Source organism: Sphingomonas daechungensis (assembly GCF_039543105.1).
In the GTDB taxonomy this organism is placed as follows: Bacteria; Pseudomonadota; Alphaproteobacteria; order Sphingomonadales; family Sphingomonadaceae; genus Sphingomicrobium; species Sphingomicrobium daechungense.
This window is the reverse complement of sequence record NZ_BAABJC010000001.1, coordinates 1,768,765-1,786,490: the sequence shown is the minus strand read 5'-3', so window position 1 is coordinate 1,786,490 and position 17,726 is coordinate 1,768,765. Positions and strand designations below refer to the sequence as shown.

The 17,726-nt window shown below is 63.6% G+C and carries 20 protein-coding genes and 1 pseudogene; 8 read left to right on the top strand and 13 right to left on the bottom strand.

The window, feature by feature from the left end:
• Window positions 1-16: 16 nt before the first annotated feature.
• On the bottom strand, window positions 17-568 hold the full coding sequence (locus ABD928_RS09380) for a fasciclin domain-containing protein (protein ID WP_187715407.1): 552 nt from the start codon (window positions 566-568) through the stop codon (window positions 17-19).
• 202 nt (window positions 569-770) lie between these two features.
• On the opposite strand from ABD928_RS09380, the gene ABD928_RS09375 reads away from it, so the two are divergent.
• Complete coding sequence (locus ABD928_RS09375; protein WP_223276527.1) at window positions 771-1,550, top strand: PEPxxWA-CTERM sorting domain-containing protein; 780 nt, start codon at window positions 771-773, stop codon at window positions 1,548-1,550.
• Window positions 1,551-2,062: 512 nt separating this feature from the next.
• Here ABD928_RS09375 and ABD928_RS09370 read toward each other — a convergent pair.
• On the bottom strand, window positions 2,063-4,906 hold the full coding sequence (locus ABD928_RS09370; RefSeq protein WP_187715408.1) for a M16 family metallopeptidase: 2,844 nt from the start codon (window positions 4,904-4,906) through the stop codon (window positions 2,063-2,065).
• A gap of 110 nt (window positions 4,907-5,016) precedes the next feature.
• Window positions 5,017-6,192 carry a hypothetical protein gene (locus ABD928_RS09365; RefSeq protein ID WP_345168207.1) on the bottom strand — a complete coding sequence of 392 codons (1,176 nt, stop codon included), beginning with the start codon at window positions 6,190-6,192 and terminating at the stop codon, window positions 5,017-5,019.
• 76 nt (window positions 6,193-6,268) lie between these two features.
• On the opposite strand from ABD928_RS09365, the gene lepA reads away from it, so the two are divergent.
• From lepA to ABD928_RS09350, 3 genes and pseudogenes are all read left to right on the top strand, one after another.
• On the top strand, window positions 6,269-8,074 hold the full coding sequence (gene lepA / locus ABD928_RS09360; protein WP_345168204.1) for a translation elongation factor 4: 1,806 nt from the start codon (window positions 6,269-6,271) through the stop codon (window positions 8,072-8,074).
• 110 nt (window positions 8,075-8,184) lie between these two features.
• A pseudogene (locus ABD928_RS09355) lies at window positions 8,185-8,625 on the top strand (restriction endonuclease, SacI family); the annotation flags it as partial.
• Window positions 8,547-8,813, top strand: coding sequence for a DNA cytosine methyltransferase (locus ABD928_RS09350; protein WP_187715797.1), 267 nt, complete (start codon window positions 8,547-8,549; stop codon window positions 8,811-8,813). The pseudogene ABD928_RS09355 and the gene ABD928_RS09350, both read left to right, overlap by 79 nt.
• On the opposite strand, the gene ABD928_RS09345 is transcribed toward ABD928_RS09350, so the two are convergent.
• From ABD928_RS09345 to ABD928_RS09315, 7 genes are all read right to left on the bottom strand, one after another.
• A complete protein-coding gene (locus ABD928_RS09345; RefSeq protein ID WP_187715410.1) occupies window positions 8,786-9,184 on the bottom strand; it encodes a very short patch repair endonuclease in 399 nt (132 codons plus the stop codon). The genes ABD928_RS09350 and ABD928_RS09345 overlap by 28 nt on opposite strands.
• 188 nt (window positions 9,185-9,372) lie before the next feature.
• Window positions 9,373-9,669, bottom strand: coding sequence for an addiction module antidote protein (locus ABD928_RS09340; protein ID WP_187715411.1), 297 nt, complete (start codon window positions 9,667-9,669; stop codon window positions 9,373-9,375).
• Window positions 9,669-9,962, bottom strand: coding sequence for a type II toxin-antitoxin system RelE/ParE family toxin (locus tag ABD928_RS09335; RefSeq protein WP_187715412.1), 294 nt, complete (start codon window positions 9,960-9,962; stop codon window positions 9,669-9,671). Before ABD928_RS09335 ends, ABD928_RS09340 begins: the two co-directional genes overlap by 1 nt.
• A 64-nt stretch (window positions 9,963-10,026) precedes the next feature.
• A complete protein-coding gene (locus ABD928_RS09330) occupies window positions 10,027-10,212 on the bottom strand; it encodes a hypothetical protein (protein WP_187715413.1) in 186 nt (61 codons plus the stop codon).
• 120 nt (window positions 10,213-10,332) lie between these two features.
• A complete protein-coding gene (locus tag ABD928_RS09325) occupies window positions 10,333-11,331 on the bottom strand; it encodes a hypothetical protein (protein ID WP_345168197.1) in 999 nt (332 codons plus the stop codon).
• Window positions 11,332-11,380: 49 nt separating this feature from the next.
• Entirely contained in the window at window positions 11,381-11,698 is a 318-nt protein-coding gene (locus ABD928_RS09320; RefSeq protein WP_187715415.1) for a PilZ domain-containing protein, read from the bottom strand.
• A 28-nt stretch (window positions 11,699-11,726) separates the two neighbouring features.
• Window positions 11,727-11,984 (bottom strand): PilZ domain-containing protein, encoded by a 258-nt coding sequence (locus ABD928_RS09315; RefSeq protein WP_345168193.1) that lies wholly within the window; start codon window positions 11,982-11,984, stop codon window positions 11,727-11,729.
• 236 nt (window positions 11,985-12,220) lie between these two features.
• Here ABD928_RS09315 and ABD928_RS09310 point away from each other — a divergent pair, with 236 nt between their 5' ends.
• The 3 genes from ABD928_RS09310 to ABD928_RS09300 are packed head-to-tail and all read left to right on the top strand — an operon-like array spanning window position 12,221 to window position 14,575.
• Window positions 12,221-13,516 carry a L,D-transpeptidase family protein gene (locus tag ABD928_RS09310; RefSeq protein ID WP_187715416.1) on the top strand — a complete coding sequence of 432 codons (1,296 nt, stop codon included), beginning with the start codon at window positions 12,221-12,223 and terminating at the stop codon, window positions 13,514-13,516.
• A gap of 54 nt (window positions 13,517-13,570) precedes the next feature.
• The gene (locus ABD928_RS09305) at window positions 13,571-14,125 is read left to right on the top strand and encodes a hypothetical protein (RefSeq protein WP_345168188.1); all 555 of its coding nucleotides are present in this window, start codon (window positions 13,571-13,573) and stop codon (window positions 14,123-14,125) included.
• A gap of 33 nt (window positions 14,126-14,158) precedes the next feature.
• A complete protein-coding gene (locus tag ABD928_RS09300) occupies window positions 14,159-14,575 on the top strand; it encodes a hypothetical protein (RefSeq protein ID WP_187715418.1) in 417 nt (138 codons plus the stop codon).
• Here ABD928_RS09300 and ABD928_RS09295 read toward each other — a convergent pair.
• The 3 genes from ABD928_RS09295 to ABD928_RS09285 form a co-directional block, all read right to left on the bottom strand.
• Window positions 14,564-15,229: an alpha/beta hydrolase family protein gene (locus ABD928_RS09295; protein WP_187715419.1), complete on the bottom strand. Its 666-nt coding sequence runs from the start codon at window positions 15,227-15,229 to the stop codon at window positions 14,564-14,566. The genes ABD928_RS09300 and ABD928_RS09295 overlap by 12 nt on opposite strands.
• 84 nt (window positions 15,230-15,313) lie before the next feature.
• Window positions 15,314-15,973 (bottom strand): murein L,D-transpeptidase catalytic domain family protein, encoded by a 660-nt coding sequence (locus tag ABD928_RS09290; protein WP_345168183.1) that lies wholly within the window; start codon window positions 15,971-15,973, stop codon window positions 15,314-15,316.
• A gap of 160 nt (window positions 15,974-16,133) precedes the next feature.
• Window positions 16,134-16,808, bottom strand: coding sequence for a TetR/AcrR family transcriptional regulator (locus ABD928_RS09285; RefSeq protein WP_345168180.1), 675 nt, complete (start codon window positions 16,806-16,808; stop codon window positions 16,134-16,136).
• 193 nt (window positions 16,809-17,001) lie between these two features.
• Here ABD928_RS09285 and ABD928_RS09280 point away from each other — a divergent pair, with 193 nt between their 5' ends.
• Complete coding sequence (locus tag ABD928_RS09280) at window positions 17,002-17,652, top strand: response regulator (protein ID WP_345168177.1); 651 nt, start codon at window positions 17,002-17,004, stop codon at window positions 17,650-17,652.
• The last annotated feature ends 74 nt before the right edge of the window (window positions 17,653-17,726 follow it).

The following is a 17,726-nucleotide window of genomic DNA, read 5'->3' as shown; positions in this document are numbered from 1 at the left end:
GGGCACGCAAGCGTGTTCAGGGCATCACAACCGTGTCGACGACGTGGATGACGCCGTTCGATTGCATCACGTTGGCAATGGTGATGCGCGATTTGCCGCCCTTGGCGTCGATGACCCACCAGCCGCCGCCCGACTTACGGAACCTGAGGTTCTCGCCTTGCACGGTCTTCAGCGTCGCGGTGCCGCCATGCTTTGCGGCCATCGCTGCGATCTGGGACGCGGTATAGGTCCCAGGAACGACGTGATAGGTGAGCACCGCGGTAAGCTTGCCCTTGTTTTCAGGCATCAGCAGCGTGTCGACGGTCCCCGCCGGCAATTTCGCGAATGCTTCGTTCGTCGGCGCGAAAACGGTGAAGGGACCTTTCCCGGACAAGGTATCGACCAACCCGGCCGCTTTGACGGCCGCGACCAATGTGGTGTGATCCTTCGAATTCACGGCGTTCTGGACGATAGTCTTGGTCGAATACATCGCGGCGCCGCCAACCATCGGATTGCGGGCGCCTGCCGGTGACGAGCCTGCCATTGCAATCATCAGAGCGATGGCAACCGGGCGAGCAAGATTCCTCATAAATTTCTCCTTCGACAGGTTAACCCTGTATTGGAGATACGGAGACATCTCGCTGGTAGACGCATGGGCGGGTCAGTCAGGTGCGCGCGCCACGACGGCAACTACCGAAACGGCTGATTAATATTTATTTACCGGCAGTTGCGTCCGCCGCTGGCGCCCAACCGTAGCTCCTTGGTCCCGTTCCGGGGCAAGGAGAGTATTAATGAAAAAGGGACGTATCGGTCTGTTGGCAATGGCCGCCGTGTGCCTGCCCGTATCGGCCTTAGCCCAGCAGGTTGTGCCGACGGCCCCAGGAAATGCCCAAGGTCCTGCGCCCCTTCGCTATTTCGGAACCGGCGGAAGCCGTGTCCAGCAAATCTATTCGTCCAGCTATTTCAGCGGACCGCAGTCGATCAGTGCCATCAGCTTTCGTGCCTATCCGGGCGCGGGGCCGAGCTTCTTCTCCGGCAATACCGTCAATGTGTCCGACATTACGATCCAGGCCGGCGTAACCGGGGCGTCCGGCAATGACTCATCGGGAGTTGCCGATGCAGTGTTTGCGAACAATTTGTTGAACCCGCAGACGGTCTATTCAGGGGCGCTGTCGCTCTCCACCGCTGCAACGGGAACGGGCTCCCAGCCATTCGACTACACTATCATGTTCGACAATCCGTTCCTCTACGATCCGGCCATGGGGAGTCTGATTCTCGACTTCCTGATCCCGACCGACGCGACGGTCTCGGGCTCCGGGTTCGGCTTTCTGACCTTTGACACGGTGAACACGCTTGACGACGGCATCTACAGCGTTGTCGACATCTTCAATGGTGCAGCCACCACCGGAACGCAGTCAACAGCGGGGGCGATAACGCAGTTCACGACCTCGCAAATCGCTGCCGTTCCGGAGCCCGCGACCTGGGCAATGATGCTTTTCGGTTTCGGTGCGGTCGGTCTCTCTATGAGGCGGCGTAAGGCGGGCGCAATCGCACGCCGGCAGATAGCCTAGTTCACCTTGTAGACAGTGCCGTCAGTAGTTTGGCGGCACCTTCTACATCGATCGCGGGCGTCCGCTTTCCACCCATCGCGGACATTAGACATCGAAGTGGAATGCCTTGCCTCTAGCGCTCGGTTCCCAGCCCGCCGCCAGCGCACCCTTGATGGCTTGTTCAAGTTCCTGACGATGGACCTGTGGGCGGTGGCGGGGTCCTCTGGCCTCGCTGAGCAGGACCCTTGGCGCGGGGAAAGTGTAATAGTGCCTCGCGCCCATCTTCGGTCGCATCCCGGACTCCGACCAACATACCTTGCCAGCCGTCCACAGTGCACCATTGCGGCTCGCGACGTAGGTCCCAGTCGTACGCCCGACCTTCGATTTCGATTGTGCCATTTAGTGTACGCGTGTGGAGCATGTGGGGGATATCAGCACGCTACTCCTAACGTCAGCTTTCCACCCAAACCTGCCACTAAAGAACGTCGCCATGGGTTCACCCATGGCGGCGTCGGCCTCCCATCGGACCAGGCTTACTTCGGCTGCATTTCCTCAACCGGCAGGCCAAGCTTGGCCAGCTGCGGCTTCACCTTGGCCGCATCGCCGACCACCACCCAGACGAAGCCGTTCGGATCGACTGCCGCCCGCAGCGCCGCGTCGAGCGACGCCTTCGACTGCGAACGGTACTTGTCCGCCAGCAGCTCGTAGTAATTGTCGGGACGGCCGTAGAGCGCGTTGGTCTGCATCGCCCCCAGCACGGAACCCGACGTTTCGAACGAGCCCGGCAGCTGGCTGACCCGGTTGGCGAGGTTCCGTTCGAATTCCTCGTCGGTAACCGGCTTGGTGGTCAGGAACTCGCGGATGTCGGCCTGCAGCGCCTTGATCGAATCGCCGGTGCGGTCCGCCTGCACGGGGGCGGAAATCACATAGGGCACGACCTTGGCATTGAGCTGCGTCGTCCCGCGAACGCCGTACGACCAGCCTTTCGTTTCGCGCAGGTCCATGTTGATGCGCGACAGGAACTGCACGCCCAGTACGTCGTTGGCGAGCGTCAGCGCCGCCATCTCCCCGCGCGGATCGACCGGCGTCACCTGGCCGCCGACGATGATCGACTGCGGTGAGCCCGGGCGGTCGATGAGCACGATCCGCTGGGCATTCGGGCGCGCCGGCGGCGCGGTGAACACCTTCTCACCCTTCGCAACGGCAGGCGCCGTCCAAGTGCCGAAGCGCTGCTCCAGCTGCTGCTGGACGTCGGCAAGCGGCAGGTTCGAGACCACGAAAATCTCGAGATTGTCCGGCCGCAGCCACCGCTGCTGGAAACCGACCAGATCCTCGCGCGAGAACGCCTTCACGGCTGCCGGATCGCCGGAGCCGATCGCGGCATAGGGATGCGTCGGGCCGTAGAGCAGCGACGGCAGCGCGCGCCCCGCCATCCGCTCCGGAGTCTTCTGCTCCTGCGCGATCCCGGTCAGGATCTGGGTGCGGACGCGTTCCACTTCCGGCGCATTGAAATCGGGCCGCTGGACGAGGTCTGCCAGCAGGTCGAGCGACGGGCCGAGGTTGGCGCTGAGCGCGGACAAGGTGACGTTGCTGGTGTCAGCGCCGCCTCCTGCGGAGATCTGGGCGCCCAGCCGCTCTTCGTCCTCGGCAATCTGCTGCGAGGATTTGCCCGCAGCGCCTTCGTCGAGAAGCGACAGGGTCATGTTCTGCAGGCCGCGACCGTTGGGTGCATCGGCTGCATAGCCGGCGTCGAAGCCGAGCGCGATCTGCGTGACCGGCACGGTCGTGCGCTGCGCGTAGCTGACCTTGATGCCGTTGGAGAGCGTCGTGTGCTGAACCGCCGGGAAGTCGAGCGGCGCATTACCGGATACGGCAGGAATCTCGCGCTTGACCTTGGGCGTCTTGATGTCGGCGGTCTTGCCCGTCTTCGGCTTGAACTTCGTCTCCTCGTACGGAGGCCGGTCGCCGGGCTCGAGCCTGATCGTGAATGCAGGACGGGTCAGCCACTGCTGCAGCGCCGCCTTCACGTCGGCGGGCGTCAGCGCGGCATAGGCATCGAGCGTCCTCTTGTAGAAGTCGGAATCTCCGACGAAGACCTCGCCTTCGGCCAGCGCCACGGCCTTGCCGCCGAAGCCGCCAACCTGCTCCAGCCCGCGAATGCGCCCGCTGACTTCGCGGGTCGCGGCGCGGCGGACTTCATCCTCGGTCGGGCCGTTGGCGATGAATTCGGCCATGATCTCGTCGAGACGCTTCTCGACCCCCGCCGGATCGACGCCCGGCTTCACCGTCGCGTCGACCTCGAACATCCCGATCCGCTGGAACGGCTGCAGTCCGGCGCTGACGCCGACCGCGAGCTTTTCGTCACGCACCAGGATCTTGTCGAGGCGCGAGCTGGCGAGGCCACCGAGGATAGACCCGCCGATGTCGAGCGCGGCAAGCTGGTCCGACTGCAGACCGGGAACCGCCCAATGCTTCTGGATCTGAACCGCGGCGACGCGATCCTTCATGACGATCGACTTGGGCGCGGCCAGGGTCGGGACGTCGGCGGCCGCCGGCGTGTTCACCGGGCCCGCCTTGATCGCTCCGAAATACTTCTCGACCAGCGGCTGAGCTTCCGCCGCCGTAATGTCGCCCGCCAGCACGAGGACGGCATTGTTCGGGCCGTACTTGTCGATGAACCATTCCTTCACCGTCGCCAGGCTGGCGGCGTCGAGGTCCGCCATCGAGCCGATCGTCGAGTGGTGATACGGATGGCCTTCGGGGAAGAGGTTGCCGAGCACCTCATATTCGGTGAGGCCGCCCGGCTGGTTGTCGCCCTGCCGCTTCTCGTTCTGGACGACGCCGCGCTGGTTATCCAGCTTCTCCTGCGTCACTGCGCCGAGCAAATAGCCCATGCGGTCGGATTCCATGAACAGGGCGCGGTCGAGCGCAGCCTTCGGCACCGTCTCAAAATAATTGGTGCGGTCGAACCAGGTCGTCCCGTTGTAATCGGTCGCGCCAATCTGCTGCAGGTAGGTGAAGTAGTCGCCGGGCAGGTTGTCCGAGCCGTTGAACATCAAATGCTCGAACAGATGCGCGAAGCCGGTCTTGCCCTTTGGCTCGTCCTTGGAACCGACGTTGTACCAGGTACTGACCGCGACGATCGGCGCCTTATGGTCTTCGTGGACAATGACCGTCAGGCCGTTTGCAAGCTTGAACGAGGTGTGCGGAATCGCGACTTCCTGGACCAGCGCGGAAACCGGCGCCGGTTCGGACGGCGCTGGCGCCGCAGCGGCCGGCGGGGCGGCCGGGGCGACGGCGGTTTGCGGCGCGGTCGCGCAGGCGGCGAGCAGCGATGCGCTGGCAAGCAGGACGGCAATACGATTCTTGTTATTCATGAAGCTTTTAACTCCCCTCGACTCGGCGGATTGCTGTAGGGGTCGCGCCCGTCAGCGCAAGACGCTTCGACGGACGACGCTTCGACATCGACGAACGGGCGGAAATCGCCTTAGTGCGGAATGGCTCCGCCCAGGATGTCGCCGATTCCGAACTTCTTCTTTTTCTTCGGCTGCTGTCCTTGGCCCTGCGGGGCGCCCTCACCCATGTCGGGCATCCCGAGCATGGTCGACGACACCGTCTTGAAGCGGACACGGGCGGTCCACTTGGGCGCCTTCGGGCTCTCCGCAAAATAGGCTTCCGGACCGTAGCCGATCTCCATGATCATGCCTGCGGGCGACGCCTGGACGACCTCGGCGGGCAAGGTGCATTCGGTCGTCGTCGGCGGCAATACGTGACCCGTGCCGATCAGTCGCTTCACCTCGCTCGGCGGCAGATAATCGAGCAACGCGGCCGTCGCGGCGCTCTTGGACGATGACCAGATGACGACGTCCCCGCTCTGGTTGGCGCCGAACATGGCCAGTGCGTAGCCGGTCGCGGTAGGCGCTGGAGTCCAGCCCATTCGCACCGCTCCGGAGGGGAGCGCCGCGATCTGCCGGAGGTTCAGGTTCGGCATCCAGTCCTGGCCGAGGGTGAACGCGATCGGCGGCGAATAATTGCCCTCGACCTTGTGCACGCCGATTAGCGACCCGCCCGGCGGCACCTGCTTGCGGTCGACCTTGTTGGGCCATTCGCCATAGCCCGGAGCCGTTCGCGGCACCGCCGAATAACGCGCGAAGCTCGACATCGCGGCCATCCCGGGCGGGATCTGCCCAGCCGCGACCTTGGAAAAATCGATGACCGTCGGCTGGCCGGCCGCGACATGCTCGCCGCAGCCCCAGTAGACCAGCATCCGCCCCTTTGGCTTCTCATAGGGCATCGCCGTCGGTTCCGGCTTTGGCCTGTCCGGCGCGATCAGCGGCAGGCTCGGTCCCATCTGCAGCCCCGGCGGGATCAGGTGATCGGCCTTGGGAGCGGCAGGAGCCTTGGTCCGCGACGCGAGCCGCAGCTCCAGCGTGTGCGTCACCGGCGGTGCGCTGCCGGACATCATGCCCATCATCTGGCTCATGCTCGGGCGGCCGCCGCCTCCGGTCATTCCGGCCCCAAAGCCGCCTGTCGTCGCGGCATCCATCCAGTAGTTCGCGATCGGCGGAGGAGGTGGCGGGGCCTTCGCGGGCGCCGCCGCATAGACTGCTGCACCACACGCGGCCGCGCACACACCCGTAGCCAAGATGCTGAACTTGCTCATCGATTAGCCCCCTGTTGAACAGCCGTTATCCAACGCCCTCGCGCTTCCTTCAATCCCCTGCTAGCGCGCCCCGCAAATGACAGAGCTGAACAAAATCCGGAATTTCTCGATCATCGCGCACATCGATCACGGGAAGAGCACGCTTGCCGACCGCCTGATCCAGCGCACCGGCGGGCTGACCGAGCGCGAGATGACCCACGGGCAGATCCTCGACAATATGGAGATCGAGCAGGAGCGCGGGATCACCATCAAGGCGCAGACCGTCCGCCTCGCATGGAACGGCTATGAGCTGAACCTGATGGACACGCCCGGCCACGTGGACTTCGCCTACGAAGTCTCGCGCTCGCTCGCGGCCTGCGAAGGCGCCCTCCTCGTCGTCGACGCCGCCCAAGGCGTCGAAGCTCAAACTTTGGCGAATGTTTATCAATCGATTGAGCATGACCACGAGATCGTGCCGGTGATCAACAAGATCGACTTGCCCGCCGCGGACCCGGAGGGGGTGCGGCAGGAGATTGAGGAGATCATCGGGCTCGACGCCTCCGAGGCGGTCCTCGCCTCCGCAAAGTCGGGCATCGGGATCGACGAAGTTCTCCAGGCGATCGTCGACAAGATCCCCCCGCCCAAGGGCGACCGCGACGCGCCGCTGAAGGCGATGCTCGTCGACAGCTGGTACGACCCCTATCTCGGCGTGGTCATCCTGGTCCGCGTGATGGACGGCGTCATCCGCAAGGGCGCGCAGATCAAGTTCATGGCCGCCGGCACCACCCACCTCGTCGACCGCGTCGGCTGCATGCGCCCGAAGATCGAGCAGCTAAGCGAGCTGGCCGCGGGCGAGATCGGCTTCATCACCGCGCAGATCAAGGAAGTCGCGGAAACCCGCGTCGGCGACACCATCACCGATGCGAAGCGCCCCGCCGCCGAGCCGCTCCCCGGCTTCAAGGAAGTCCAGCCGGTCGTCTTCTGCGGCCTGTTCCCGGTCGACGCCGCGGACTTCGAGAAGCTCCGTGACAGCCTCTACAAGCTCCGCCTCAACGACGCCTCGTTCAGCTTCGAGATGGAGACCAGCGCCGCGCTCGGCTTCGGCTTCCGCTGCGGCTTTCTTGGCCTTCTCCACCTGGAAATCATCCAGGAGCGGCTGACCCGCGAATACGACCTCGACCTCATCACCACCGCGCCGAGCGTGGTCTACGAGGTCCACCTGCGCGACGGCAAAAAGCTGGAGATCCACAACCCCGCCGACTGGCCCGACCCGACCGTGATCGAGCGGGTCGAGGAGCCGTGGATCGACGCGACCATCTACGTCCCCGACAGCTATCTCGGCGCGGTGCTGAAGCTGTGCCAGGACCGCCGCGGCATCCAGAAGGACCTGACCTACGTCGGCACCGGAAGCCACGCGCGGGCGATGCTGCGCTACGAGCTTCCGCTCAACGAAGTGGTGTTCGACTTCTACGACCGACTGAAGTCGATCAGCCGCGGCTACGCGTCATTCGATTATCACCAGGTCGGCCACCGCGAGGGCGACCTCGTCAAGATGAGCATCCTGGTCAACGGCGAGCCGGTCGATGCGCTGAGCATGATCGTCTACCGCGGAAACGCGGAAGCCCGCGGCCGCGGCATGTGCGAGCGGTTGAAGGACCTGATCCCCAGGCACTTGTTCAAGATCCCGATCCAGGCCGCGATCGGCGGCAAGGTCATCGCCCGCGAGACCATCGCCGCGCTGCGCAAGGACGTGACCGCCAAGTGCTACGGCGGCGACGCCACCCGCAAGCGCAAGCTTCTGGAGAAGCAGAAAGAGGGCAAGAAGCGCATGCGGGAATATGGCTCCGTGAGCATCCCGCAGGAGGCGTTTATTGCTGCCTTACGTATGGGTGATGAGAGTTGAAGCGCTTTTTGCAGTGGGGAAGCGAGAGACACGACGCGCAAGGGCTGCTTTCTGATCTCCAATCGGCAATCAACAGCGCGGTTGGTGCGATGACTTGACCTGCATCTGGAGTGTCTGCACCCATCGCCGGGAACGCGAGTGGTCGATCGAGGTGTTTATTGTCTTCGCACGCTGAGATTGCTTTGGATATATTACGGGTCGTCTGGGAGGAGGTGGAGAGCCAACCGATCCCCGCTCCTTCAGATCCGTTGGATAAGTTGATCGACGTAGTCCTTTCCGGCGAGGAGATCGGCTACAAGAAGGCCGTAGTCATCCAAGCTGCCGGAAAGGCGGCAGACCCAACTCTGGACGCGCAGGCCATGCAGAAGGGCGATGGCAACGAGCGCTCATGGGACGCGAGAGAGTTCGCAAAACAGAGCTTTGTGAAGTGGAACCTCGAGGCGAACAAGCCTTTTGCTCATTCGGCTGATCCATATGTGAGCAATCCATATCGTATTCCGCGCTTCGATTCCTCGCAACGAAGAGGCAGAAAGCGTCCTCGAGAATTCGACAACACGCTTCTTGTTCTCGAGCACCTAGGCGACTCACCGTTCGAGAGTCAGCAAGGCTTCAGTCTTTCCCGGATGAATTTCAATTTCTCGGCCGACAAAGCGCAAGATATTCGCAGGTGGGCAATGCAGTTCCACCAATTCTCGCTGAGGCTGTAGCAAGTCAGATCACTTCCGCGCTCGCCGCCTGAGGGGCAGCCGTAACTCGCCGAAGTATTGCCTCTAACTTGTCCAGTTTATCAACTGAACATTCCCAAATAGTTAGAGTTCGCCAGCCTAGTCGATTCAATTCGACTACGTTCCGAAGGTCGCGCTCCTGAGTTCTGGCTAGCTTTGGCAACCAATAGTTTTGCCGGGTTCGAGGCAAGCGAGCGTGGCGGCAGCCTGGGTGCTGATGCCAAAAACATCCATGAACCAGTATCGCCAACCGGTACCTTGGCAAAACGACATCCGGCTTTCCTGGGAGGTCACACCGATGAAGCCGAAACCGAAATCCCATCCTGTGCAGGAGGCGCCTAACACGCATCTCTGGTTTGGTGTCCGTACTCCGGATCTTACGCATGCGATCCGAGACCACGTTTGCAATTCGAGCATCTCGCGGGAAGCGCGGAAGGGGCGGAGGCTGCGATTCAAGCATGACTACTCATATATACGACGGGCTGAGAACCGGGACCCGACACTTGTCTGACGCTTCCAACTCCGACCCTCCATGCCCGCACGCGCTGCCTTGGTCAGCGACTAATAATGGCCCTATCCGACCTCCGCAGGCTCCACCGTCAATCGCAACCCCATCGCGCTCAGGATAGCGCGGATCGTCTCGAACGACGGGTTCCCATCTTGGCCGAGCGCCTTGTAGATTCCCGGACGACTGATGCCGCTGCGCCGAGCCAAATCCGAAATGCCATGGGAACGCGCGACGGTCGCAAGAGCAGTGCGAAGCTCCTCGGGAGTGGAATCCTCGAGATAGGCATCGAGATAGGCTGCGATGGTTTCGGCGGTGTTGAGATAGTCGGCGGAGTCGAAAGCCGTGGTTTCGATCTTGGCCATCAATCAACCTCCTTAGCCAAAGCCTTTGCTTCCTCGATGTCCGCGCTCTGCGTCGACTTGTCGCCGCCGCATAGCAAGACGATCAGCTCCGAACCTCGCTGGATAAAATAGACGCGATAGCCCGGGCCGTAGAAAATTCTTATCTCCGAGACTCCATCTCCAACCGGAGCGACGTCTCCCAAATTTCCTTGCCCAGCCCGATCAAGCCTCTTCAGGATGCGAGCCCGGGCGCGTTCGTCACGCAGACCTGCCAACCATGTCGCAAATCGAGTGGTCTGCCGGACCTCGATCAACTTTGTCTCCTATAGTTTACAATACACATGCTGTCAACCATAGATTACAGGAGGCGTGTGTTTGTCAACGTAACTGGACGTAGTTCGGCTCACCCAACCGCCCCGCCTCCCCATGCGCCAGCCATCGGATGAACGCGTCCGCTTCATCCTCTTCGTCAAACTGCTGAGGCCGCTGCTCGCCCGGACCGGCGAGCGGTTGCGGAGGCTGGTTTTGGGGTTGGCGGGTGGCGGCGTCGGATCGGTGCTTCATCCTGGTCTCCTTGGCAAGTGCCAGCCGTCACGGGAGTGAATCCCGTGACGTCGATCGGGCTCGCTGTGCGACCCGTCGTCCGGCCTGGGGCACGCATCTCTTCGCGCTGCTCCGGCGACGCTACGCGTCGGCGTCGCTACGCTCGGTGCTCACTCGCGCGCGCCACTCTTCGATGGCGCGACGCTCGTAGGCCCGTTGCTCCTCCGCGTCCTGTCCATATTGCCATTGCCGGGCGGCGCGCTGTTCATTGTGCTTCATCGTCGCCCACCTCTCCCTGGTGAAGCCGCGCGCCGGGGTGGTGGTGGCGCCGGTGGAATCCTCGTCGGCGGCGGTGGTGAACTTGCCCTCGACGCTGCGGTGCGCCTTCAGGAAGCTGACGTCCGGGTGCCTCGGGCGTTCGGGCTGGCCTTCCTCCGTCCACCATTTCCGCCGCGCGGCGTCCAGCCAGTCGGAGAAGGCGGTGCTGGCGATCTGAGTGACATCGTGATCGCCGCGGCGCAGCTTGCTCATCACGTCGTGCGTGTCGAAGCCGAGGCGGGTGGCGGTGAGGTCGAACATGACTTCGATGAAGGTGACCTGGCGAAGGTAGAAATCGGCGGCGACGGTCTGTCCGGCGAGGCGCGCCTGCCGCTCGGCCGCGACCTTCTTCAGGAACTTGGCGCCGATCGCCTGCATGAGGTCCCACTTCTGCTCGTCGCTCATGACCGGTTCCGGCGCGGGTTCGGGCGGCAGGTCGCGTTTCGAACCGCGGCGCTGAATGCCGGGGACCTCGCCGGTGTAGGGCGGCTGGGAATCGAGGCCGTTGCGGCGGCGGCCGATGATGATGGCGGCGTCCCAGGACATGCGGAAGCCGTTGGCGGAAGGGGTCTTGTAGAGCGCCTCGGAGCCGGTGGCGTGCTTGCCCATCTGCCACACGGCGGACTGGACCGTGCCGGTGGCGGCGATGCGGGCGATCAGCTCTCGCTGAAGCTCCGGGGTCCAGCCGTCGGGGCGCCTGACCTTGCGGACGACGGGATCGAAGTTGAGCAAGGGCGCGATCTCGGGATCGGCGGCTAGCTTTTCGAAGTGGGGGATGGCGGTGCCGGTTTGAGGCTCGGCGGGCGCTGGGGATGCGTTCATCCCGCGCCCTGTATGCAAAATCCGGGGCTGTAGGACAGCCCCCGCGCGCTCAGGCGCCGTGCGTTTCGGTGCGGAGATGGTCCAGCGCGAAGGCTTCGGCGAACTCGGCGCCGAGCTTGTCACCGGCGATCCACTTGACCACCGCGTTGCAGCGGCCGCGGCCGGGAAGCATCAGCCAGATGCGGGCGCCGACTTCGAAATGGCCGTCGCTTTCGGCCATGAAGCCGGTTTCGGAGATGTTGAGGACGCGGGCCTCGACGCCCTCGGTGCCGAGCTCGCGGACGCGGGCGTCCAGCTCGACCGGAAGGCGCGATGCGCGGCGACGTTCGACGGGATCGGCGGTTTCGCCGATGCGGGCCCTGATCATGGAGAAACTCATTTCCACGTTACGCAACTCAAGACTTCGTCTCGAAGTTCACTCCGATACGCCCATCGCGAACCCAGCAGACCTGCCCGCACACCCGGCCCCGGTCGGAAAGATGGAGCGCGACGGCCTCGCCAATATGCGGCATCGATTGGAAAATGACCATCGCCCCGAAGCGGGAAATGTTGAGCAGCCGGACGACATGCTTGCGGCCGCGAAGCTCCAGGACGGCGGTCTGGGACACGGTTTCCGTGCGCGGTTCGATGCGTTCGTCGAAGATCCGGCGCACGCTTCGCGGTATCATTGTGCCGTTCAACATTCTCAAGGTCCCCAATCGGCAGGGCAAGGTAGGCGGCGGGACCTTAAGGATTGGTTCGTTCCGGATTCATCATTTGCCGCAAGGGTGTGGCGCGGGCGTCACTAGCGACAGCCGTTCAGCCCGTGTATCAGGTGGATTGCACATTCTTTGAGGTGTCGAGGTTGGGGCTACCCACCTCGAAACGTGGGATTTTCCAGGGGATGAGAGTGCGTTTCAAAGGCTTGCTTCTGTTCACGGCGCTGATGGCTCCCGCCGGGCTCGCGATCGCCCAGACCGGCGTGCCGGCGGCCAAGCCCGCGCAGGCGACCACGCCCGTCGCTCCGCCGGTGGCGGCGCCCGTTCCGCCGCCTCCGCCGCCCGCGGTGTGGACGCCGCTGGACGCCAACCAGCTGCTGATGGCGATCATGACCTCGGCCAAGGAAGGGCTCGACCCCAGGGATTACGATACGGCCGGGCTGATCAGCGCGATGAGCGCGGGCGACCCGATCCTGCTCTCCGCGGCGGCGACCGAGCGCTTCAACGCGCTGTCGAACGACCTGGCGCTGGGCCGCGTGAAGCGCGCCGACCGGCAGAACTGGTTCGTCCCCGATCCCGACCTCGATGCGGCGAAACAGGACACCTTGCTCCGCGCCGCGCTGGCGCAGCACCGGGTCGGCGAAGCGCTGACGGGCTTGTTGCCGACGCACCCGCAATATGCGGCGCTGAGGCACGCTCTGGAGGTCACTCCGAAGGGCGAGACCGACAAGATCAACCGCATCCGCCTGAACATGGACCGCTGGCGCTGGCTGCCGCGCGACCTGGGCGAGCGATACATCATCGTCAATGTGCCGGCCTATACGGCGGCGCTGGTCGAGAACGGGCAGACCGTGTCGCGCCACCGCGCGGTTGCAGGTGCAATCAAGACGCAGACGCCGCAGCTGATGGCGGTCGCGACGGGGGTCATCCTCAATCCATGGTGGGAAGTGCCGCCCAGCATCACCAAGGAAGTCGCGGGCAAGCCGGGCTATGTTTCGCTGAAAGGGCCGGACGGGAAGATCCTCCGCTGGCGTCAGCCGCCGGGGCCGCGCAACGCACTCGGGCAGATCAAGTTCGTGATGTACAACCCGCACAACATCTACCTTCACGACACGACCGCGAAGACGTTGTTCGACGCCAAGTCGCGCGCCTACAGCCACGGCTGCATCCGCACCGAGCACATCCTGCTGCTGGCCGAGAAGCTGCTTGGCGAGGGCACTTATGCGCCGGCCGCGGATGGGACCGTGCCCGCCGCCTGGACCCCGGAGCGGATCAAGGAGACGGTCGCCAGCCAGAAGACGGTGCAGGCGAACTTCCCCAAGCCGCTCCCGGTCTACATCGTCTACATGTCCTCCGCTGCGCTGCAGGACGGGTCGATCAAGGACTATGCCGACATCTACAAGAAGGACGGCAAGGTCATCGCGGCCCTGAACAATGCCCCGAAGACCCCGCAAGCCAAGACGCCTGACAAGGTGGCTTCACGCTAACGCCACGGGACTCTTGGCGGCGGCAGCCGTCGCGGCTATTCAAGGTCAAGAGTTGTGGGGGAGGGTAAGACGAAACCGGAAATCGTCTATGCGGCGGCTTATGCGGCTTGCGCGGGTATCGCCTTTGTTGCGTCGAGGGCGCGGGGAAATCCCGCCACGTCGGAGACCGCACCCTTCTGGCTGCGCATCGCATTCGTTTGCGCCGCGTTCGCCGCGCTGCGCGCGGTCGATGCGCAAATGGCAGTCAGCGATGCCTTCGGCGAATATTACCATTCGGCGGGCCTGTCCGACTGGTCGCGGCCGGGGCCGTACATCCTGATCGTCGTCTTCCTGGCCCTTGCCTTCGCGGGTGCTGGCCTGTTCCTGTTCCGCCTGAGGACCCTGCACCGCTCGGTGCTGTGGGCCGCAGCCTCAATCGCTGCACTGGTGGTCCTCGCTTTGTCGCACAGCCTGGCGCTCTATTACCCGAACATGATCCTGCAGACGCAAGTCGGGCCGGCGACCGTGAGCCGGATCATCGAAGCGATCCTGCTCGCCACCCTGGCCTGGTCGGCATGGTGGTTCATTCGCGACGCCAAAGCGCGTGGCGCCGTCGCCCAGGAAGCCTAGCTGCTCGCCAAGGACCTCCGGCAAAGCCTGGAAATGGTCGCCGCCATGGCGGCCGAAGCGTCCGACGACTGGTGGATCATCGGCAGCGCGGCGATCGCATTGCACGGCTTTCCGGTGACTCCTGTCCGTGACGTCGACCTGCTGATGTCGGCACGGGACGCGGAGATCTTCATGAAGCGGGTCGGCGGAGGCGGACGGACCGGACCACCGAGCGCGAAGTTCCGGTCGGCCGTGTTTGGAACCTGGCGAGCCCCGCCCCTACCGGTCGAAGTCATGGGCGGCTTCGCTTTGGCGGCTGCGAACGGCTGGCAACCCGTGGTGCCGCGAAGCCGCGAGGCAAAGCGGGTCGGGGACCAAGAATTGTTTGTCCCGTCCGTTCCGGATCTGAAGGCGATGCTGATGGCGTTTGGTCGGCCCAAGGACCTCGAACGGGCGCTCTTAGTGTCCTGACATCCAGCGGCTGAGCGCATCGAGCACTTCGGCTTCGGCTTCGGCCCCAGTCCGGCCGCTCTTCGCCGCAACCTTGAAGCTGTGATCGGCCTGGTCGACCAGGTGCAGCGTTGCGAGACTGCCGAGCCCGGCAACGACGGGACGCAGCAGGTCGAGCTCCGCCAGAGCGTCGCGGGTGCCGGACACGAACAGCATCGGAATCCGGATCATGGCGAGATGGCTTGCGCGCTCAATGCCCGGCTTACCGGCGGGATGAAGCGGAAAACCGAGGAAAGCGAGGCCGCGCACACCCGGCAGCGGGTGGTCCGCCTGCGCCTGGGACGTCATCCTTCCGCCGAACGAGCGGCCTCCGGCGAAGAGAGGAAGACCGTCCGCAACCTCGGCGGCCCTGGCGACTACGGCGCGGACGGCGGCATGCGCAAGCCGCGGCGGGTCGGGACGCTTCCCGCCCTTTTCGGTGAAGAGGAAGTTGTAGCGGAGCGTGGCAACGCCGCGTTCGGCCAGCCCTTCCGCATTGCCGGCCATGGCGCGGTGGCGCATGTCGGTGCCGGCCCCATGCGCGAAGACGAACAGGGCCTTCGCGTCCGGTGGCATCAGCAACAGTCCGGACGTGGTTTCATCGCCAACCGGGATCGATAGAGTTTGGGCGTCCATCACCGCGCGCCTAGCACAAAAAGCCGGGGCCCCGGATCACGATCCGAGGCCCCGTCCTCTCCTGCCCCCTGAAGCTGGGTCTAATCAGGCAACCTTGTCGGCGTAGATCATCCGGCCGCCGGCGAGGCGGCGCATGACGTCCCACTGGCTGGCGCGGCTGAACGCAAAGCAGCCTTCGGAACGTCCGAGCTTGCCATGCTGCGAAATCATCTGCGGCTCGGCGTACCAGGCGTTGTGAATGACGATGGCGCGTGCCTCGGCATTGTTGTTGGTCCAGTCGAGGCCGTTGACCTTCATCGAGAGGCCGTACTTGCCTTCGTAATAATCGCCTGTCGTGTAGGCGCCGCTGGAGGTCGCATAGGACCCGAAATCGTTGGAGAAGCGCTCGAGGAAGCCCGAATGGTCGGGATCCGAGCCGCGGCCGTGAGCGACGAGATGGCTTTCGACCGTTCCGTTCATCAGGTCGACGAGGTGGAATCGCGGGTCGCTCGACGGTTTCGAGAAATCGACAATGCCGATCACGTCACGCGCACGCGCCTGGTAGCGGTGCGAATCCAGCGCGGCCTTGGCCTTCTGGAACAAGGTCGGATCGATGCCCGGAGGGGTGACCTGCTGCGGCGCGAGTGGACCCAGCGGGTCCCGCGGCACCGGCGGCGGAGCGTAAACGATCGACGGAAGGCCAACGGAGCTTGCAGCCGACGAGAGCATGGCCCCCGCCGCGCCAACGGCGCCCCAACGCAACACTTCCCTACGATTGAAACCCATTACCACCCCACTCGAATGAAGCGGAGGTTGTACACGGGAGAAGGTTAATCGCCGATAACCGCGATTGCGCAATTAGTTAGCCTATCGTGTTCAGGCCTCGATTCACCGCAGTGAATTGAACTTTTTGCTCGCCCGGCACTCAACCTGCGGCGCGACTGACCGGGGAGTCCTTTGGGAACTGTGCCTCGGGAATGGCCATTTCCGAAATCCTTTCGGCTTCGTGAGATTCGACGCCAAGCGACATGAGAATGCGCTGAGAAAGCTTCTTGCCGTAATCGGGCGGCGGAAGACCGAGTGCCAAGGTGTTTATGGCAGCCAAGACCGTTCCAGCGACAAGCACGAACCCCAATTCCACCTCGGCGATTGTAAACTGTCCCGAGGCCATACCCGCGACGAGGTCTCGAGGAAGATCCTCTCGCAGGCGCGTATTCTGCTCAAAGACATAGAGTCCTGCACGGCGAAAAAATGCGGCCAGGAACTGGTTCGCCTCAATCAGAGCGATCCATGAGCGAATGCCTGCCGACACCCGTTCTGCCGCGTCTGCCCGCGCTTCCACGACGGGAGCCACCGCGTCCATCAAGTCGTCACTCACCTGGACCGCGACGGCCTTCAGAAGCTCCTCAACGCTTTCGAAGTAATTGTAGAATGAGCCTCGCGAGACGCCCGCATGTCGAATGACATGCTCGATTCCCTTCGGCTCGGCATCCGGGGACGAAAAGACGACGAGCGCTGCTTCCATCAGCTTCGAGCGCATACGATCGCGGCGCTCGGCAGCCACGCGGACGCGGTGATCACCTGTTCTGCTGGAATCCACCAGCGAGAATTATCGCATGATCGGGTCAGAGTAAACTGATTGTCATAATGACAAGTCGTATATTATGACTAGACGTCCGGGTGCCTCCGGACTATTGAACTCGAACTCGTTCGCGCCGCTGCCGACGGCTCGCAGACTTCGAACGAGCTTGTGGAGGCACGCTTTGACCGGCGTCCTCGGATCGGGGGCAACGATGGCGTCCATTCCAGTCAAGCGACTCATGATCGTGGACGATCATCATTCTGTCCGGCGTGGCGTGAGAGGTCTCGTCGAGGCGACGGGCTATTACTCGGTCGTTGCCGAAGCGGCAGACAGCCGCGCGGCCGTGGACATGTCCCGAAATACCCGGCCCGATATTGCCGTCATCGATGATTGTTTGCCGGGTTTGAGCGGCGTCTACCTCGCCACGGAATTGAAGCGCCTGTCGCCGCGAATTGCGATCCTGATGTACACGGCGCACGAGCGGGAAGATTTCGTGCTTGAGGCCCTCGAAGCGGGCGTGAGGGGTCTCGTGCTGAAATCAGAACCCGGAACGCAGGTTCTACGGGCGCTCGATTCGCTTTCTTCAGGCCGGCCATTCTTCTCCAGCTCCGTGTCAGAGAGACTGCTGGATTCCTACCTCAAGAAAGGATCCCGGCCGCTCACCGGCTTTTTGACGAATCGTGAGCGTGAGGTCGTCCAGCGCATTGCCGAGGGGCAGACCCGAGCCGAAATGGCGAGCGGGCTCCGGATCAGTGTGAAGACAGTCGAAACGCATCGCACGAACGTGATGCAGAAGCTTTGCCTCAGGACAACTGCCGACCTCGTACGGTACGCAGTGCGCAACGGGATCATTGTGGCCTGATCGGGGCAAAGGCTCGCATCCCCCCGGAGCGGATACTCGCGCATCGACGAGCCCCGGGTCTGCGATCATCCTGC